At 68.2% G+C, this 16,661-nt stretch carries 17 protein-coding genes; 13 read left to right on the top strand and 4 right to left on the bottom strand.

Going from position 1 to position 16,661, the window contains the following annotated elements:
- The 7 genes from AC1DP3_RS17085 to rocD all read left to right on the top strand — a co-directional run.
- Nucleotides 1-779: carbohydrate ABC transporter permease (locus AC1DP3_RS17085; RefSeq protein WP_477295370.1), on the top strand; the 779-nt coding region annotated here is incomplete at its 5' end.
- Nucleotides 776-2,287, top strand: coding sequence for an arabinosylfuranosidase ArfA (gene arfA / locus AC1DP3_RS17080; protein ID WP_477295368.1), 1,512 nt, complete (start codon nucleotides 776-778; stop codon nucleotides 2,285-2,287). The genes AC1DP3_RS17085 and arfA, both read left to right, overlap by 4 nt.
- On the top strand, nucleotides 2,263-3,297 hold the full coding sequence (locus AC1DP3_RS17075; protein WP_477295366.1) for an arabinan endo-1,5-alpha-L-arabinosidase: 1,035 nt from the start codon (nucleotides 2,263-2,265) through the stop codon (nucleotides 3,295-3,297). Before arfA ends, AC1DP3_RS17075 begins: the two co-directional genes overlap by 25 nt.
- A 140-nt stretch (nucleotides 3,298-3,437) precedes the next feature.
- Nucleotides 3,438-3,872 carry a hypothetical protein gene (locus AC1DP3_RS17070; RefSeq protein WP_477295364.1) on the top strand — a complete coding sequence of 145 codons (435 nt, stop codon included), beginning with the start codon at nucleotides 3,438-3,440 and terminating at the stop codon, nucleotides 3,870-3,872.
- Entirely contained in the window at nucleotides 3,872-4,090 is a 219-nt protein-coding gene (locus tag AC1DP3_RS17065; RefSeq protein ID WP_477295362.1) for a helix-turn-helix transcriptional regulator, read from the top strand. Before AC1DP3_RS17070 ends, AC1DP3_RS17065 begins: the two co-directional genes overlap by 1 nt.
- A 237-nt stretch (nucleotides 4,091-4,327) precedes the next feature.
- Nucleotides 4,328-5,206, top strand: coding sequence for a dimethylargininase (ddaH, locus tag AC1DP3_RS17060; RefSeq protein WP_477295360.1), 879 nt, complete (start codon nucleotides 4,328-4,330; stop codon nucleotides 5,204-5,206).
- 11 nt (nucleotides 5,207-5,217) lie between these two features.
- On the top strand, nucleotides 5,218-6,447 hold the full coding sequence (gene rocD, locus AC1DP3_RS17055; protein WP_477295358.1) for an ornithine--oxo-acid transaminase: 1,230 nt from the start codon (nucleotides 5,218-5,220) through the stop codon (nucleotides 6,445-6,447).
- Nucleotides 6,448-6,794: 347 nt separating this feature from the next.
- Here rocD and AC1DP3_RS17050 read toward each other — a convergent pair whose 3' ends face one another.
- Nucleotides 6,795-8,372, bottom strand: a complete 1,578-nt coding sequence (locus AC1DP3_RS17050) for a molybdopterin-dependent oxidoreductase (protein ID WP_477295356.1) — start codon at nucleotides 8,370-8,372, stop codon at nucleotides 6,795-6,797.
- Between the two features lie 174 nt (nucleotides 8,373-8,546).
- Between AC1DP3_RS17050 and AC1DP3_RS17045 the strand changes: the two genes are divergently transcribed.
- From AC1DP3_RS17045 to AC1DP3_RS17035, 3 genes are all read left to right on the top strand, one after another.
- On the top strand, nucleotides 8,547-10,352 hold the full coding sequence (locus AC1DP3_RS17045) for a circularly permuted type 2 ATP-grasp protein (RefSeq protein WP_477295354.1): 1,806 nt from the start codon (nucleotides 8,547-8,549) through the stop codon (nucleotides 10,350-10,352).
- A complete protein-coding gene (locus AC1DP3_RS17040) occupies nucleotides 10,346-11,281 on the top strand; it encodes an alpha-E domain-containing protein (protein WP_477295353.1) in 936 nt (311 codons plus the stop codon). Before AC1DP3_RS17045 ends, AC1DP3_RS17040 begins: the two co-directional genes overlap by 7 nt.
- Nucleotides 11,282-11,348: 67 nt before the next feature.
- Nucleotides 11,349-12,194: a transglutaminase family protein gene (locus AC1DP3_RS17035; protein WP_477295351.1), complete on the top strand. Its 846-nt coding sequence runs from the start codon at nucleotides 11,349-11,351 to the stop codon at nucleotides 12,192-12,194.
- Nucleotides 12,195-12,326: 132 nt separating this feature from the next.
- Here AC1DP3_RS17035 and AC1DP3_RS17030 read toward each other — a convergent pair whose 3' ends face one another.
- On the bottom strand, nucleotides 12,327-12,791 hold the full coding sequence (locus tag AC1DP3_RS17030; protein ID WP_477295349.1) for a MarR family winged helix-turn-helix transcriptional regulator: 465 nt from the start codon (nucleotides 12,789-12,791) through the stop codon (nucleotides 12,327-12,329).
- Between the two features lie 121 nt (nucleotides 12,792-12,912).
- Here AC1DP3_RS17030 and AC1DP3_RS17025 point away from each other — a divergent pair, with 121 nt between their 5' ends.
- Nucleotides 12,913-13,266, top strand: coding sequence for a DUF7882 family protein (locus AC1DP3_RS17025; protein WP_477295347.1), 354 nt, complete (start codon nucleotides 12,913-12,915; stop codon nucleotides 13,264-13,266).
- A complete protein-coding gene (locus AC1DP3_RS17020) occupies nucleotides 13,263-13,604 on the top strand; it encodes a peptide ABC transporter permease (protein ID WP_477295346.1) in 342 nt (113 codons plus the stop codon). Before AC1DP3_RS17025 ends, AC1DP3_RS17020 begins: the two co-directional genes overlap by 4 nt.
- Nucleotides 13,605-13,613: 9 nt before the next feature.
- On the opposite strand, the gene AC1DP3_RS17015 is transcribed toward AC1DP3_RS17020, so the two are convergent.
- Complete coding sequence (locus AC1DP3_RS17015) at nucleotides 13,614-13,973, bottom strand: protein-L-isoaspartate carboxylmethyltransferase (protein WP_477295344.1); 360 nt, start codon at nucleotides 13,971-13,973, stop codon at nucleotides 13,614-13,616.
- Between the two features lie 112 nt (nucleotides 13,974-14,085).
- On the bottom strand, nucleotides 14,086-15,093 hold the full coding sequence (locus AC1DP3_RS17010) for a LacI family DNA-binding transcriptional regulator (RefSeq protein ID WP_477295342.1): 1,008 nt from the start codon (nucleotides 15,091-15,093) through the stop codon (nucleotides 14,086-14,088).
- A gap of 234 nt (nucleotides 15,094-15,327) precedes the next feature.
- Between AC1DP3_RS17010 and AC1DP3_RS17005 the strand changes: the two genes are divergently transcribed.
- Nucleotides 15,328-16,644 (top strand): ABC transporter substrate-binding protein, encoded by a 1,317-nt coding sequence (locus tag AC1DP3_RS17005; protein WP_477295341.1) that lies wholly within the window; start codon nucleotides 15,328-15,330, stop codon nucleotides 16,642-16,644.
- Nucleotides 16,645-16,661: the final 17 nt, after the last annotated feature.

The following is a 16,661-nucleotide window of genomic DNA, read 5'->3' as shown; positions in this document are numbered from 1 at the left end:
ACTGGATCCTGGTCAACTCCTCGAAGGACGCAGCGGGTCTCTTCGGAGGCGGAAGCGCCCTCTGGTTCAGCGAGTCCATCGACTTCGTCGGCAACCTGCAGCAGCTCTTCACCTACAACGGCGGCATCTACCTGCGGTGGATCGGCAACTCGGCCTTCTACGCCCTCACCGGCGGCGTGGGTGCGACTGTGCTCGCGGTGCTGGCCGGCTACGGGTTCGCCAAGTTCGCCTTCCGCGGGCGCGAGTTCACCTTCGCGCTGCTGCTGGGCTCGGTCATGGTGCCCCTGACGGCGCTGGTGATCCCGACCTTCATCATGCTGTCGCAGCTGCACCTGACCAACACCGTGTGGGCGGTCATCCTGCCGTCGCTGCTGAATCCGTTCGGCGTCTACCTCATGACCGTCTATGCGCGGGATGCCGTGCCCGACGAGCTTCTGGACGCCGCGCGCGTCGACGGCGCAGGGGAGTGGCGCACCTTCGTCCAGGTCGCGCTTCCGCTCATGCGCCCTGCGGTGGTCACCGTGCTGCTGCTGTCCATCGTCGCGACCTGGAACAACTTCTTCCTGCCTCTGGCGATGCTCCAGAACAACCGGCTCTTCCCGGTGACGGTCGGCATCAACCAGTGGCAGAGCCTCGCGGCCGCCAACAACGGCGGTGGAACGTCGCTGTGGAGCCTCATCATCATCGGCTCGCTCGTCTCGATCGTGCCGCTCGTCATCGCCTTCCTCTGCCTGCAGCGCTACTGGCAGGGCGGCCTTTCCCTGGGAAGCCTCAAGTGATCTCTGCCCATCTCACCGTCGACCCGCACTTCGCAATCGGCCGCATCCGGCGTCAGCTGTTCGGCGGATTCGTGGAGCACCTCGGCCGCCACATCTACGACGGGATCTACGAGCCGGCGCACGCCTCTGCGGACGCCGAGGGATTCCGCACCGATGTCATCGACCTGGTGAAGGAGCTCGGCGTCTCGACGATCCGCTACCCCGGCGGCAACTTCGTGTCGGGCTTCCGCTGGGAGGATTCGGTGGGCCCCCGCGAAGAGCGCCCTCGGCGCCTCGACCTGGCGTGGCACTCCACCGAGACGAACGAGGTGGGCCTGCACGAGTTCTCGGGCTGGCTCGACAAGGTCGGCAGCGACCTCATGATGGCGGTGAACCTCGGCACGCGCGGCACCCTCGAGGCCATTGATCTGCTCGAGTACTCCAACATCCCCGGCGGCACTGCTCTCAGCGAACAGCGACGCGCGAACGGGCGGGATGAGCCGTTCGCCATCGAGCTGTGGTGCCTCGGGAACGAGATGGACGGCCCCTGGCAGCTCGGCCACCGCTCGGCCGAGGACTACGGCAAGATCGCTTCCCAGACCGCGAAGGGGATGCGGCAGCTCGACCCGTCGATCCAGCTCGTCGTCTGCGGCTCGTCGTCGGCATTCATGCCGACGTTCGCCGAATGGGAGCGGACCGTGCTCTCGCACACGTACGAGGACGTCGACCTCATCTCGTGCCACGCCTACTACGAGGAGCGCGACGGCGATCTGGCCAGCTTCCTCGCGTCGGCTGTCGACATGGACGGCTTCATCGAGACCGTCGCCGCCACCGCCGACCACGTCAAGGCGGTGAAGGGCTCGTCGAAGCAGATCGACATCTCGTTCGACGAGTGGAACGTCTGGTACATCGACCGTTTCCACGGCGTCGACAAGCTCACCGGAATCGACAACTGGCCGGTCGCGCCGCGCCTGCTCGAAGACATCTACTCGGTCGCCGACGGCGTCGTCTTCGGCAACCTGATGATCTCGCTGCTCAAGCACGCCGACCGGGTGGCCAGCGCGTCGCTCGCGCAGCTCGTGAACGTGATCGCCCCGATCATGACCGAGCCGGGCGGTCCCGCCTGGAGGCAGACCACGTTCTTCCCGTTCGCGATCACGTCGCGCCTGGCCCGTGGTGAAGCGCTGCAGCTGAAGCTCGAATCGCCGACCTACGTGACCGCCCGCTACGGAGAGGTTCCGCTCGTCGACGCCGTGGCCACCCACGATACGGCGACGGGCGACAGCGCGGTGTTCCTCGTCAACCGCAGCCAGGACCAGCCGGTCACGCTCACCGTCGACATCGCAGCCCTGGGTTCGGTGGCAGTGCTCGAGTCCCACACGCTGGCCGACGGGGACGTCTACGCGAAGAACACGCTCGCCGACCGCGAGCGCGTCGCCCCTCGCGCGAATGACACGGCGGTCGTCGAGGACGGGACCCTGACTGTCACTCTTCCCCCGGTCTCGTGGACCGCGATCGCACTCGGCTGACGACGTCGGGGGAGCGGATGCGGCGGGCCCGCGGCATCCGCTCGCTCGCCGTCGCCCTGCTCAGCGTGCTCGCAGCAGCTGGGGTCACCGGGTGCGCTCCAGCGGGTGGGTGGAAGCTCACCGGCGACACCGCGACGCACGATCCCGCCGTGGCCAAGGCCGGCGAGAAGTGGTTCGTCTACTCGACCGGGAGCGGGTCCGTCGCTGACGGCAACATCCAGATCCGGTCCTCGACGGACGGCCGCGCGTGGACGTATGAGGGAGAGGTCTGGGACGAGAAGCCTGAGTGGCTGACCCAGCAGGTCAAAGGAGTGGACAACCTCTGGGCGCCTGAGCTCGTCGAGAATGACGGCACCTGGTACCTCTACTACTCGGCGTCGACCTTCGGGAAGAACACGTCGGTCATCGCGCTTGCGACCAATACGACGCTCGATCCGGGCGATCCCGCCTACGAATGGGTCGACCAGGGGCCGGTGATGGCATCCACGGGCGCCGACGACTTCAACGCGATCGACCCGGGAGTCGCCACGGACGAGGACGGAACCCCGTGGATGGCCTTCGGCTCGTTCTGGAGCGGCATCCGGATGGTGCAGCTGTCGTGGCCCAGGGGTGAACGGGCCGACTCGGCTGAGCCTCTGCGACTCGCCGATCGAGGTTTTCCGCCCAACGCCGTCGAAGCCCCCTACCTCGTGGAGCACGACGGCGACTGGTTCCTCTTCGTCTCGTTCGATTCGTGCTGCCGCGGCTCCGACAGCACCTACAGGATCGCGGTGGGGCGAGCGGATGCCGTGACCGGCCCCTTCGTCGACCGCCACGGCGTCCCGCTCACCGAGGGCGGCGGCACGGTCCTGCTCGGGACGGAGGGGACGCACATCGGCCCCGGCGGGCAATCGGCGGCGAATGGGATGCTCGCGTATCACTGGTACGACGCCGACCAGGGCGGACGGTTCGGCCTGGGACTCACCCCCATCACGTGGGATTCGGAAGGATGGCCCGAACTCGAGTGGTGACCCCCGGCGCGGGTCGGGGTGCGCGAAGCCCTGAGCGTACGCGGGGGCAGGATGGCACCGGGAATGTAAAAAATACTTGACCCTGGCCGTCGTGAGTCCTACTCTTCAAATGTCAAAGATTCTAGACATTGGAGCGGGCGATGGTCTACCAAGAGCGCAACATCTGGTCGAGTCTCATCGCCAGCATCCTCGGCATGATCGTGTACCTCGTGTGGACCCTCCAAGAGGCCGGCGGAGGCTCACTCACCGAGGTCGACTKGGTGCCGATCATGCTGTGGACGATCGGCGGGAGCATCGTCGGCTCCATCGTGGTGAGCATCGTCTGGGGGATCCTTGCGGGTATGCGTGAGCCGGATGGAGTGGGCGCGTCCGACCAGCGGGACCGCGATATCTCCCAGTTGGGAAGCCGGGTCGGCACCGCCTTCCTCGTCATCGGCGGGCTGGGCGTCCTCGTCCTGTGCGCGTTCCAGGCCGACTGGTTCTGGATCGCGAATGCGATGTACTTCGGCTTCGCCGCCTCCGCCATCGTGGGCGGCATCGTGAGCGTCATCGCCTACCGCCGCGGCCTGGTCTGATGGTCAAGCCCACGCGCGTGACCAATTCGATCCGCGCTGTCCGCGAGGCCGCCGGCATGACCCAGGCCGAGCTCGCGCGGCAGATCGGCGTCACCCGCCAGACCCTCATCGCGATCGAGCAGGGCAGGTACTCGCCGACGCTCGAGCTGGCCTTCCAGATCTCGCGCGTCTTCCGCACCTCCCTCGACGACCTGTTCCAGTACCCGGAGGGGAACTGACGGGGATCCGCAGACGGATGCCTCGTCCCCGGCGCGGTGCAGGCCCCATGCCGGCCAGGTGGTCGTGACCGACTGATCCGCTCCCTGCTGGCGGCACGTCTGAGCGCCCACTCCGCTCCCAGATGATCCGCCATGCGCGTGAGAGAATGGTGGCGGCGTGCCCGTGTCGCCGGCTTCTCAAAGCACCGCCGGGCCAGTGGACAGCGTCCGCCACCCGTTCGAAGGAGCAGGATGTCCATGCCGAACCCCGCGCCCGCCGCCTCCACCGCACCCGTCACCGAAACCGCTCGCATCCAGCAGCATCGCCGGTACCTGATGTGCCGCCCCGAGCACTTCACGGTGAGCTACACGATCAACCCCTGGATGGTCCCCGCCAACCCCACTGACACCGCACTCGCCGTGCGCCAGTGGCAGTCGCTGTACGACACGTACATCGCACTCGGCCATGAGGTCGAGCTGATCGACCCCATCTCGGGCCTTCCCGACATGGTCTATACCGCCAACGGCGGGTTCGTCATCGACAACGTCGCCTACGGGGCGAAGTTCCGCTTCCAGGAGCGGGTGCCCGAGGGGCCCGCCTTCATGGACTGGTTCGGCGACAACGGCTTCGAGGTCGTCGATCCGCGCGAGGTCAACGAAGGCGAGGGCGACTTCCTGCTCGTCGGCGACACCATTCTTGCGGGCACGGGCTTCCGCTCCACCGGCGACAGCCACCGCGAGATCGGCGAGGTCTTCGGCAAAGAGGTCATCTCGCTCACCCTCGTCGACCCCCGGTTCTACCACCTCGACACCGCGATCGCGGTGCTCGATCCCGTCGAGGGGGCCGGTGGTGCCGAGCGCGCGAACATCGCCTACCTCCCCGCCGCGTTCGATGAGGCGGGCCAGGCGATCCTCGCCGAGCGCTACCCCGACGCGATCCGGGTCTCGGATGCCGACGGTTCGGTGTTCGGGCTCAACTCGGCCAGCGATGGCCTCAACGTCATCATCTCGCCCCGCGCGAAGGGCTTCGAGGCGCAGCTGCGCGAACGCGGCTACAACCCGATCCTCGTCGATCTGTCGGAGCTTCTCCTCGGGGGCGGCGGCATCAAGTGCTGCACGCTCGAGCTGCGCAGCTGAAGGAACTCGCCATGACCACCTCGCAGACCCCCGTGCTCGACACGACCGCGATCCGCATCATCGGATCAGGCGACCAGCACGTCGCCCGCAACTATCACCCGCTCCCCGTCGTCATCGCGCGCGCGGAGGGCTCATGGGTGACCGACGTCGAAGGCAAGCGGTACCTCGACCTGCTGGCCGCCTACTCGGCCCTGAACTTCGGGCACCGGCATCCGGCCCTCATCGCAGCCGCGACCGAGCAGCTGGGCCGACTCACGCTCACCAGCCGGGCCTTCCACAACGACCGGCTCGCACAGTTCGCCGAGGCGCTCGCGCGGCTGTGCAAGAAGGACCTCGTCCTTCCGATGAACACAGGCGCCGAAGCCGTCGAGACCGGCATCAAGGTCGCGCGCGCCTGGGCATATCGCGTCAAGGGTGTGGCTCCGGATGCCGCGACCGTCGTCGTCGCGAACGGCAACTTCCATGGCCGCACCACCACGATCGTGGGCTTCAGCGACGACCCGCAGGCGCGCACCGACTTCGGTCCGTTCGCGCCCGGTTTCGTCACCGTGCCGTACGGCGATGCCTCAGCGATCGAGGCCGCCATCACGCCGTCGACCGCCGCGGTGCTGCTCGAGCCGATCCAGGGGGAGGCCGGGGTCGTCGTGCCACCCGAGGGCTACCTCACGGCGGTGCGCGAGATCTGCACGCGGCACAACGTGCTCTTCATCGCCGACGAGATCCAGTCGGGTCTGGGCCGCGTCGGCACGACCTTCGCCTGCGACCGCGAAGGCGTCGTGCCCGATGTCTATCTGCTCGGCAAGGCGCTGGGCGGCGGCATCCTGCCCCTGTCCGCGGTCGTCGCCGACGAGGACGTCCTCGGGGTCATCCGCCCCGGTGAGCACGGCTCGACGTTCGGCGGCAACCCGCTCGCGGCCGCAGTCGGCCTGCGCGTCGTCGAGATGCTCGAGACCGGCGAGTTCCAGACGCGGGCGGCGGCACTCGGCGAGCACCTCGAGGCGAGGCTCGACGAGCTCGTCGGCCACGGCGTGACCGGCATCCGGGTCGCGGGCCTCTGGGCCGGGATCGACATCGACCCGGCCGTGGGCACCGGTCGCGAGGTCGCCGAGCGGCTGCTCGCGCGCGGTGTGCTCGTCAAGGACACTCACGGCCACACGATCCGCATCGCCCCTCCGCTGGTCATCCGCGCGACCGAGATCGACTGGGCCGTCGAGCAGCTCCGGGTCGTGCTCGCCGGCTGAACCGGGCCCTGTCGGCTCACCTGCTGAGAACAGGCGTTCTGCCCGGCGCAGGTCATTGTGGAGCGAAACGGCCTCTTCTGGGCAGGACACCTGTTCTCGGGCGGGCCGAGGGGAACGCGGATGGGATGCTGCCGCTCTCGGCTCGGCGACGGCTCTCGGTCGGCGGCGGCTCTCGGTCGGCGGCAGGCTCGGCGGGCTGGCGGCGGGTCGGCATGAGCCTTCCCTGGCGCTGAGAGCAGGCGTTCTGCCCGCCGCAGGGTGTTTTCGGGGGGATCGGCCTGTGCGGGGCTGATCACCTGTTCTCAGGCGCCGAGCCGGCGGACGCCGAGACCGACGGATGCCTCGGCTCAGGCCACGTCGATGTTCAGCTGCTGCCAGCCGGTCGCGCCGTCCGGCTCCGGCCAGGAGTCCGTCTCGGTCTGGGTCTCGCCGAGGACGTTGGTCGCGCGGCAGCGGATCTCGTGCGACCCGGTCTCGGCCTTCCAGGGGATGGACCACTGCACCCAGGTGTCGTCCGAGATCGCGGTGGCGAGCGTCGCCTCCTGCCACGAGCCTCCGTCGACCTGCACCTCGACCTTGCCGACGCCGACATGCTGCTGCCAGGCGACGCCGGCGATGACCGTCTGACCAGCGCTCAGCCCCTGGTTGCGCCTCGGAAGGTCGATCCTCGACTGCAGCTTCACCGGACCCTCGGCCGACCACCCGCGCGTCGTCCAGTACGCCGTCGCCTGATCGAACCGCGTGACTTCGAGTTCGGTGATCCACTTCGTCGCCGATACGTACCCGTACAGCCCCGGCACCACCATCCGCACCGGAAAGCCGTGCTCCGCCGGAAGCGGCTCGTCGTTCATCCCCACAGCCAGGATCGCATTGCGCCCGTCCTCGGTGAGCACCTCCAGCGGAGTGCTCGCGGTGAACCCGTCGATCGAGTGGGAGAGCACCATGTCGGCGCTGCTCTTCGGCCGCGCCCGGGCCAGCAGTTCGCGGACAGGATAGCCGAGCCACTTGGCATTGCCGATGAGGTCGCCGCCGACCGGGTTCGAGACGCAGGCGAGGGTCGTCCAGCTCTCCTCGAGAGGCAGCGCGAGCAGTTCGTCCCACGTCACGACGACCTCCTGCTCGACCAGTCCGTGGATGCGCAGGCTCCATGTCGCAGGGTCCACCTGCGGCACGACGAGCGCCGTGTCGATCCGGTAGAAGCTCGTGTTGGGCGTCACGACGGGGGCGAGTCCGGCGATGTCGAGCTCGGCACCGGCCGGCACGGGAGCTGCGGCCGTGGCGGCAGTCGGCAGCTTCAGCGCGCTGCGCACGCCTTCGATGGTCTGGGATGCCGCCCGCAGCGCGGTGCTGCCGATCGCCGCGACGACGCCGACCGCAGCGGCGACGCCGGCCCAGACGAGGAACCGCCGCCGGCTCTCGTCAACGGCACCCCCGTCCTCGGCTGCCGCATCGGTCTCGGCGCTCCTCCGGGCGAGGACGGTCAGCACGCGCAGAGCCCAGGCCGCGGCCGCACCTGCGGCGATCGAAGGAAGCCATGAAAGCCCGCCCGCATCGGCCCGTGTCGTCGCCAGGATCCCCACCGCGACGCCGAGAGCGGCGCAGGTCGTCACCCCGAACCATGGCCTTCGCAGCTCGAGAACGCCCACGCCCGCCGCCGCCGCGAGCATCACCACGGCGATCCCGACGAGCAATGCGATCTTGTCGGAGGTTCCGAAGAGGGCGATGGCGGTGTTCTTGGCCCACGCGGGAGCGAGGTCGATCAGGACCCCCCCCACCACCGAGAAGGGGCTCGATCCCGGCGATGCGAACGCGGCGATGAGCTCGCCCACGCCCGCCCCGAGGAGGACCGCCGCAACGCCGGCAAGTGCGCCTGAGCCGGCGGGCGCGCGGGTTGCTCGGGCGAGGGCATCCGGCTGGTGAGCCATAGCGGGAGCATACGTCCCCTGGAGGCTGTGCGGGCCGGGAGAGCAGACCGGGGGTGGCCGGCGCCCGCTATCCGGTGTGTCCGCCGGTGGCGTCGAGACCGGCATCCCACCCCCGTGCTCGCCCGAAACCGGTCGAAACACAGCGGCAACACGGCCCGGACTAGGCTCATCGACATGGGTGATCTGTTCGACGGCTACGGCTCCACACTGGCGCCCCGCAAGACCGCGTCCGGTACCCCTGCGTTCGACGAGATGTTCGGCTCGCCGGCTCATCCTGGCGGCCAGGTCGAGTCGCGGACCGCGTATCGCGAGCTCTATCAGGCGCTCGCGCAGATGACTCAGGAAGAGCTGCGCGGACGCACCGATTCGCTCGCGAGCTCGTACCTCGCGCAGGGTGTGACGTTCGACTTCGCGGGCGAGGAGCGGCCGTTCCCGCTGGATGCCGTGCCCCGCATCATCGAGTACGACGAGTGGTCGCGCGTCGAGTCGGGCGTCAAGCAGCGCGTGCGCGCGCTCGAGGCGTTCCTCGACGATGCCTACGGGCACCAGCACTGCGTCCGCGACGGCGTGCTGCCGGCGGCGCTCATCGCCTCATCGCAGTACTTCTACCGCCAGGCGGCGGGCATCCACGCTGCCAACGGCGTGCGCATCCACGTGTCGGGCATCGACCTGATCCGTGACGAGCACGGCGAGATGCGGGTGCTCGAAGACAACGTGCGCGTCCCGTCGGGCGTCAGCTATGTCATCTCGAACCGCCGTGTCATGGCGCAGACGCTCCCCGAGCTGTTCGTTTCGATGCGCGTGCGGCCGGTGGGCGACTACCCGAACAAGCTCCTCGCCGCGCTGCGCGCCTCCGCCCCGCCCGGCGTCGAGGACCCCAACGTCGTCGTGCTCACGCCCGGCGTCTACAACTCCGCGTACTTCGAGCACACGCTGCTCGCCCGGCTGATGGGCGTCGAGCTCGTCGAGGGACGCGACCTGCTGTGCATCGGCGGCAAGGTGTTCATGCGGACGACCCGCGGCCCCAAGCGCGTCGACGTCATCTACCGCCGGGTCGACGACGAGTTCCTCGATCCGCTGCAGTTCCGCGCCGACTCGATGCTGGGCGCCCCGGGGCTGATGCTCGCGGCACGGCTGGGCAACGTCACGATCGCCAACGCCGTCGGCAACGGCGTCGCCGACGACAAGCTGCTCTACACCTATGTGCCCGACCTCATCCGCTACTACCTCGCGGAAGAGCCGATCCTCAAGAACGTCGACACCTGGCGGCTCGAAGACCCGGGCGCGCTCGAGGAGGTGCTCGATCGGCTCCCCGAGCTCGTCGTGAAGCCGGTCGACGGGTCGGGCGGCAAGGGTCTGGTGGTGGGCCCGGATGCCTCACCCGCCGAACTCGAGAAGCTCCGCCACCGGCTGCTCGCCGATCCCCGCGGATGGATCGCCCAGCCGGTCGTCATGCTCTCGACGATCCCGACGCTGGTGGAGGACGGGATGCGGCCACGCCACGCCGACCTCCGTCCCTTCGCCGTGAACAACGGGGAGGACATCTGGGTGCTGCCCGGCGGCCTCACCCGCGTCGCCCTTCCTGAAGGCCAGCTCGTGGTCAACTCGAGCCAGGGAGGCGGGTCGAAAGACACGTGGATCGTCGGCGGCTCGGCTCCCGGTCATGTCGAGTACGGCCAGGGCCACGGTATTCCCGGACTCGTCGCCGATCAGTCGGCCACCGTCACGGCAGCGATCCCGATCATCTACGACGGTCAGCCCGCCGTCACCCATTCCCCGCAGGACCGCCCCCGCTCGCAGGTCGAGCAGCAGGAGCAGCAGCAGCAACAGCAGCAGTCCGCGCGGGCTGAGGCATCCCCCGTCCCTCCTCTCTCGAAACCACCTGTTCCGCGCGAATCCACACGGTTCGAGGTCGCGAAGTCGGTGGACTCGGCACCAATGGGTGGACTCGGCAGCAGGACGGGGGGCTCGACGTGCTGAGCCGCATCGCGGAATCACTGTTCTGGATCGGCCGGTACATCGAGCGGAGCGACGGGACCGCGCGCATCCTCGACGTCCACCTGCAGCTGCTGCTGGAAGATCCGTGGATCGACGAAGACACCGCGTGCCGGTCGCTGCTCGCGGTCATGGGGTCCTTCGCCACCGCGGACGATTCCAAGGTCACGCGCGAGGACGTCCTGGCGCGCCTCGCGGTCGACCGGACGAACCCGTCGAGCATCGCGTACTCGCTCACCGCGGCGCGCGAGAACGCGCGCCGGGCTCGCGAGATCGTCAGCACCGAGCTCTGGGAGTGCCTGAACACGACCAACTCGCGCATGCCCCGGCGCCTGCAGACCGAGAAGGTGCACGAGTTCTTCCAGTGGGTGCGCGAGCGCTCCGCACTCGCTGTGGGGATCGTCGACTCCTCGACGAGCCGCGACGAGGCATGGCAGTTCTTCACGCTCGGACGCAGCATCGAGCGGGCCGACATGACGGCGCGCCTGCTGGCGACGCGGTCGCTGACAGAGGCATCCGGTCCGTCGTGGACGACCATCCTGCGATCGTGCGGCGCCTACGAGGCGTACCTCCGGACGTACCGGGGGATGCCGAGCGCACGCAATGCGGCGGAGTTCCTCCTGCTCGACCGGCTGTTCCCCCGCTCGATCATCTACTCGATCCAGCGCGCGGAGCACTGCATGAGCGCGATCGACCCCCGGGCCGACCGCGTCGGGCACTCCAACACGGTGCTGCGTGCTCTCGGACAGATCCGCAACGACCTCGAGTACCGGCCGATCAGCGAGATCCTCGACGAGCTGCCGCTGCACATGGACCGCGTGCAGAAGGTCACCCGCGAGGCATCCGAAGCGATCCGTGCGCGCTTCTTCCCCGCGCAGGCCGAGCCGAACTGGATCGGAGAGTTCTCATCATGATGGCTGGATCGGTTGTCGAGCCCATCGGGCCATCCCCAGCGCGCCCGTGCGGACAGGGGCGGCACGCATGAAGCGCCTGCGCATCGAGCACTCGACGGGGTTCGCCTATCAGGGCGACGTTTCGGCGTCCTACAACGAAGCGCGGATGCTTCCGAGCTCGACCGACAGCCAGTTCGTGCTGAGCTCAGCGCTCGAGATCGACCCGTCGACGTCGGTGAACCACTACGTCGACTACTTCGGCACGCGCGTCGCCGCGTTCGACGTTCTGTCGCCCCATGGCGAGCTGAAGATCACCGCGCGATCGCTGGTCGAGGTGCGTCCGCGTCCGCTCGAGCACGTCGATGTCAGCTGGGACCGGCTCGCGGCCGAGATCMCGCGCTCCATCGAGACTGTCGAGCAGCTCGCGCAGAGCGTCCGCACGAAGCCCCACCCCGAGGTGGCCGAGATCGCACGCACGATCGCGGGTCAGCATGACCATCCGGGCCGCGCCGCGCACGCCATCGCCACGACGATCGGGGATGCCGTCGAGTACATGCACGGCATCACGGGCGTGCACTCGACCGCCAGTGAGGCGTGGGACGCGCGCAAGGGGGTGTGCCAGGACATGGCGCACATCACGCTCGGCGCACTGCGCGAGGTCGGCATCCCGGCCCGCTACGTCTCGGGGTATCTGCACCCGAAGCCGAACGCCGATGTGGGTCAGGCCGTCGCCGGCGAGTCGCACGCGTGGATCGAGTGGTTCTCGGGGGAGTGGCAGGGCTTCGACCCGACCAACAACATCGAGATCGGCGACCGGCACGTCCTGGTCGGACGAGGGCGCGACTACAACGACGTGCCGCCGCTGCGCGGCGTCTACGCCGGGCCGTTCAAGAGCCACCTCAACGTGAAGGTCACGATTACGCGCGAGGCGTAGCCTCGCCCGTGATCGGCGGATCGGTTCCTGAGTAGCCGCGAAGCCGCGTATCGAAGGACCATCACGCGCGAGGCGTAAGCCCGCCCGTGATCGTGGCGGACCCCTCGCAAGGGCCCGCGAAGGTCGTGAGCCTCAGCCCAAGGCGATAGAGTCCGCCGCCTCGGTGAAAGCGTGGAAGAACCTCTCGACGGCGGCGCGCTCATCGTTCGACAGCTCGCCCGCCAGCGCCGCAAGACGGCGATCGTACTCCTCGACTGTCGCAGAGAACCTGGTCTCGACCTCGTCGGTCGGCGCGATGAGGATGCTCCGCCGGTCGGTCGGGTGACTGCGGCGCTCCAGTGAGCCGCCCCGCTCCAGTCGATCCAGAATCGCCGTGGTCGATGCCGATGAGATCCCCAGGTGCCGGGCGATCTCGGTCGGCTTCACTACTCGGCCTTCGCGGTGCGCGCGAATCACGTACTGGATCAAGCGCAGCTCAGTCTCGCCCATCCCCGTCACCGATCGCACGCGCTGATGCAGGTCCGTGTCTGCGCGGCGGAATCGGCTGTACGCCTCGACCACTGCATCGGCGCCTACTGCGGTTTCTGTCTCTGCCATGTCACCTCCCGTGCTTCTCAGATCTCAACAATACACCGAGACAACTATCTAGGTTGAACTAGCGATCAAAGTGGTGTGTAATGTCTCTAACAACATTCTTCCCCTAGCGAAAGACAGGAACATGGGTCGTCTCTACTACGGCAACGGCACCGAAGCGATCGTGATGCCTGACCGCACGCTTGCTCACCTGCGCGTGGTCGCCACAACGAAGCTGCGCCGGTCGGAGAGCTTCTCCGTCAGCTGGAAGCACCCCGACAACGTGGCCGGTGGTCGCTCTACGATCTGGCTGCACTGCTCCATCCCCCTGCGCTTCGAGTTCGATTCGGCTGAGGTCGACGCGCTGGACCGCGCGCACCTGGAGGAGATGGCCCGCGCGGCGTCGTCATCGGCTGGTCTGACGATCGACCTGTCCGAGGCGGACGAGCTTGCCGCGCCCATCGACGTCACTCGCGCGCTGCTGGAGCGTGCGGCATGAGCACGATCACGTTGTCTGCGCCGCCGCTCGTCCCGCACGCGGTGCGATGGGACGAGGTGGAGCCGGGGTTCCGGGTCGGCAGGCGCGATGGCCGGTACATCGGCTTCATCGAGTCCACCGCCCACGACACGTTCGTCGCCGTCGACGGGTTCTCGACGCCCGTCGGACGCTACTTCTCCCTGCGCGCGGCGCAGCGCGCGCTGGTGGAGGTCGAGCGGAGGGGCAAGCGTGGACCCCTCACCTCCGTCGAGCCGATCGCGCGCTGGCTCGCGACGGGGTCGGGCCTCATCGCGGTGAGCCTCATGCTTACCGCAGGAGCGCTCTTCTTCCCCGCGTAAGCGAGCGCGTCAGCGGGAAGAAGCGACGCGGGTCGCCTGCAACGCCGCGTCGGTCTTGACCTGCAGGTGCTCGCACATGCGAGCGATCGTGGTCAGATCGGCCGCGAGCCGGGCGACGCCGGAGGCGTCCAGATCGAAGCTCTCGCCCCGGGCCTCGAAAGTGACGAGCCACTGGGGCATGCCCTCGCGGACCACCGGCTGGATGTAGGTGACGGTGGACGCGTTGCGCAGTGACACCACGACCAGGCCGGAGTCGGGACCCGCGGTGAAATCCTTGTCGACGACGGACACCTCAGCAGCCGTGCCGGCGTGGGTGTCGAGGAACTCTCGCACCCAGCCATCCACTGTCGCCTGATCGCGGTAGGGCATGTGATCACCGTGGTGCTTCCTGTGCCGGGGGGAGGAGGCACCCTTCCATTATGCGGGGAGTTCCCTGAGCATCTCGCGTATGCCCCGACGGCTGTGGACGAGGGCGGACGGGTCAGTCGCGATGCCAGGTGTCACCCAGCGTCGATCGTCGGGGGACGAGGTGCGGAGAGAGGACCACTGCGCGATTCGCAGCGCGCGGATTCTCGATCTTCTCGAGCAGCAGGTCGGCGGCGGTGCGGCCCATCTCCTCGCCCGGCTGGCTGACCGTCGAGATGGGGATCGAGGTCTCGGACGCGAAGTGGTTGTTGTCGTAGCCGGTGACCAGAAGGTCGCCCGGCACCGAGAACCCGGGCACATCGTCGAGCACCTGCACGATGCCCATCGCCAGCAGGTCGGATGCCGCGACGATGGCGTCGTACGTGCCCGCACCGCGCTCGAGGACCAACTGCGCCGCCTGGCGGCCGTGGCGGATGTTCAGGCCGCGGGTCTCGAGCAGCTCGAGCTGAGCGCCCGCAACGGACTCGACCGCCGCTGACACCCCCCGATGGCGATCGCCCACCGCGGTGAGGAAAAGCGGGCCGCCCACGAACAGCAGCCGCCTCGCACCTCTCTCGAGCACGTGGGATGCGGCCAGTGCGCCACCACGCTCCTCGTCGACGGCGACGGACGGGTATGCGCCGGTGTCCGACGGGAAGTTGACCAGGACGGTCGGGGTCGAGCGGATGGGCAGGACGCCCGAGTGGGCCAGGGGCGTGTCGAGGGGTGCGAACAGGATGCCGGCGACCCGCGACCGCTCGAACAGCTCGAGGTTGCGCACCTCACGGTCGCGGTCGATCTCGGTGTTGGCGATGAGCACGTCGAAGCCGCGGCGGCGCATGACCTGCTCGACGCCTCGCGCGATGTCGACGAAGAACGAGTTGCCGAGGTCGGCGAGCACCAGCCCGATCGTCGTGCTGCTCCCTGCGGCCAGCGAGCGGGCGGCGTCGTTGCGGACGAAGCCGAGCTCGGCGATCGCCCCCAGCACTTTGCGACGAGTGCGCTCCGACACCTTCTCGGGACTGTTCAGCGTGTTCGACACCGTGCCGATCGCGACTCCCGCATGGCGTGCGACGTCGCTCATGCTCGGCTGAGGGCGTGAGCCGCCGCGTGCCTCTGTGCTGATCGCGACCTCCGGGAAAAGTTGGCGGGCCGGACAATCCTGTTCTCGCGAGCATATCGCGCCGACAGACTCGAGGGTAGCGCAATTGAAGCGATTCATAACGGCTTGGTCACGCGGTTGACGGCCTTCGTGGACTGTGGCATCCTCGTCCTTTGAAGCGCTTCAAAAAAGAAGCGTCGCATTCAAGGAGGAATTGTGGCCACAGCAGCAGGGCGCGTCCGGCGCCTGATCCCGGTCGCGGCACTTGTCGGTGTCGGAGCTCTTGCGCTCACGGCATGCTCAGGTCCGGCGGACTCATCGTCGTCCGAAGGGTCCGGCGACTTCACGTACCTCGGCCAGACCGAGAACACGACGATCATCGACACGCTGAAGACTCTCGCCGACGGCGCGTGCGCCGATGCGAACGCCGATGCACCCCTGAAGTCCGACAGCATCGCCGGAACGCAGTGGGACCAGCAGCTGCAGCTGCTCGCCAGCCAGGATGGACTCTCCGACATGCAGATGGCGGCAKGAACGCCCTCGCTCATGCAGGACTTCATCGACGCCGGCCAGGTGCTGAACCTCACCGAGACCCTGGATGAACTGGGCGCCTCGGACGCGATCCTCCCGGCAGCTGCCTCGACGATCCAGGCGCTCTACGGCGCCGGCGACCTCTACGCGCTCCCCACCGAGTTCAACATCGAGGGCTTCTGGTACAACAAGCAGATCCTCGCTGACAACGGCATCGAGGCTCCTCAGACCTGGGACGACCTCGTCGACGCGGCGGCGACGCTCAAGGATGCCGGCGTGCAGCCTTTCGCAGCCGACGGCAAGGACGGCTGGCCGATCACGCGCCTCGTGGGCGACTACATCTTCCGGGACCTGGGTGCTGACGCTCTGCAGAAGGTCGCCGATGGGGATGCCTCGCTCACCGATCCCGAGTACGTCAAGGCGGCGGATGCCGTAGCCGAGCTCGGCAAGGCGGGCTACTTCGGCGACGCCGTCGGGTCCGTGGACTACAACGCGGCCATGAACCAGTTCCTGACCGGCGAGGCCGCCTTCTTCTACATGGGCAGCTGGGCGCTGGCGAACTTCAACGATGCGGAGGCGAACAAGATCGGGGTCGACAACGTAGGGTTCGCGCCGTTCCCGGCCGTCGAAGGCGGCCAGGGCAGCATCGACGAGGTCCCCGCCAATGTCGGCATCCCGGTGATGTTCTCGCAGAAGGGCGCTGACAAGGACACCAAGGCCTGGATCGAGTGCATCGTGAACAACTACGGTGACACGGTTCTCGCCGACTCCGGCGTCGTGTCGGGCTTCACGCTGAAGGAGGAGCCGTCGGACCTGTCTCCGACCACGCAGATCGTGCAGGACACGATCAAGAACGCGCCCTCGAGCGTGCTCTGGTTCGAGGCGCTGTTCACGTCGAAGGGCACCGGCATCAGCCAGACCAACGGCGGCGCGCTCGCGAACGGCTCCATCAGCGGCGCTGACTTCATGCAGCTGGTGCAGTCGGCCAACGACGAGGGCTGACCCCATCAGGCCCGGGG

Source organism: Microbacterium sp. P5_B6 (genome assembly GCF_056400345.1).
This window is presented reverse-complemented; position numbering and strand designations above follow the sequence as displayed.

Coding starts and splice junctions, on each gene's coding strand:
- AC1DP3_RS17065 (WP_477295362.1), top strand. CDS start 3,872: ATGGTCAAGCCCACGCGCGTGACCAATTCGATCCGCGCTGTCCGCGAG.
- ddaH (WP_477295360.1), top strand. CDS start 4,328: ATGCCGAACCCCGCGCCCGCCGCCTCCACCGCACCCGTCACCGAAACC.
- rocD (WP_477295358.1), top strand. CDS start 5,218: ATGACCACCTCGCAGACCCCCGTGCTCGACACGACCGCGATCCGCATC.
- AC1DP3_RS17050 (WP_477295356.1), bottom strand. CDS start 8,372: ATGGCTCACCAGCCGGATGCCCTCGCCCGAGCAACCCGCGCGCCCGCC.
- AC1DP3_RS17045 (WP_477295354.1), top strand. CDS start 8,547: ATGGGTGATCTGTTCGACGGCTACGGCTCCACACTGGCGCCCCGCAAG.
- AC1DP3_RS17030 (WP_477295349.1), bottom strand. CDS start 12,791: ATGGCAGAGACAGAAACCGCAGTAGGCGCCGATGCAGTGGTCGAGGCG.
- AC1DP3_RS17025 (WP_477295347.1), top strand. CDS start 12,913: ATGGGTCGTCTCTACTACGGCAACGGCACCGAAGCGATCGTGATGCCT.
- AC1DP3_RS17020 (WP_477295346.1), top strand. CDS start 13,263: ATGAGCACGATCACGTTGTCTGCGCCGCCGCTCGTCCCGCACGCGGTG.
- AC1DP3_RS17015 (WP_477295344.1), bottom strand. CDS start 13,973: ATGCCCTACCGCGATCAGGCGACAGTGGATGGCTGGGTGCGAGAGTTC.
- AC1DP3_RS17010 (WP_477295342.1), bottom strand. CDS start 15,093: ATGAGCGACGTCGCACGCCATGCGGGAGTCGCGATCGGCACGGTGTCG.